The sequence below is a fragment of the Paraburkholderia sp. J69-1 genome (assembly GCF_905220255.1).
Lineage (GTDB): Bacteria > Pseudomonadota > Gammaproteobacteria > Burkholderiales > Burkholderiaceae > Paraburkholderia.
In genome coordinates this window covers 1-842 of the sequence record NZ_CAJMZG010000078.1, presented here as the reverse complement: position 1 = coordinate 842, position 842 = coordinate 1, and the positions used below count along the sequence as shown (strand labels likewise).

The window sequence follows — 842 nt, the reverse complement described above, 5'->3', positions numbered from 1 at the left end:
GCCCACGACCTGTCGGCTGAACAGATCCAGGATGACGGTGAGGTACAGCCAGCCCTCGTCGGTCCAGAGGTACGTGATGTCTGTCGTCCAGACCTGATCGGGCTTCGCCGCTGAGAAGTCTCGTTGCAGCAGGTTCGGCGCAACCGGCAAGTTGTGCTTGCTATCGGTTGTGGCCTTGAACCGTCGCTTGGTGCGCGCCTTGATGCCATGAAGCTTCATCAGCCGCTGAACCCGGTCCTTGCTCACGCGAATGCCTTGCGCCAGCAGCTTTTTCCACACGCGCGGCCAGCCGTACTCACCTTTGGATTCGGCATGGACAGCGCGAATGTGGACCAGCAGCGCATCGTTGCTGATACGGCAACGCGGCCGATCACGATCAACGTCGCGCGCCTTATGGTTGTGATAACCGCTGGGGCTGACACCCAGCGCCTCGCAGGCCACGGAAACCGGCCATTGTCGGCTGTGCCGCTCAATCCAGGCGTACTTCATGCCGACACCTTTGCAAAGTACGCCGTGGCTTTTTCCAATATGTCGCGCTCCATCTTCACGCGGGCCAACTCGGCACGCAGCCGGGCAATCTCCATCTGTTCGGCCGATACCTGTTTGCCGGCGCCATTGAGCTTGCCAGCATCGTCGGCCTTGATCCAGGTGTTCAGCGTCTGCGTGCTGATCCCCAGAATCTTCGCCGTGGCCGACTGGCTCTGGCCGTTGCGCACCATGCGCACCGCTTCAACCTTGAACTCCAGCGTGTACCGCGCCCTCGGGTTACCCATTGCTCAATCCTCCGTCACTGAAGTTTTACACACTCTCAGTAACGGATACGTTTTTCGAGGGCAAGGTCA

1 pseudogene is annotated in these 842 nt (G+C 60.0%); it reads right to left on the bottom strand.

What is annotated here, in order from left to right:
* Positions 1-773 (bottom strand): annotated as a pseudogene (locus U5A67_RS40435) (IS3 family transposase); the annotation flags it as partial.
* Positions 774-842 lie beyond the last annotated feature (69 nt).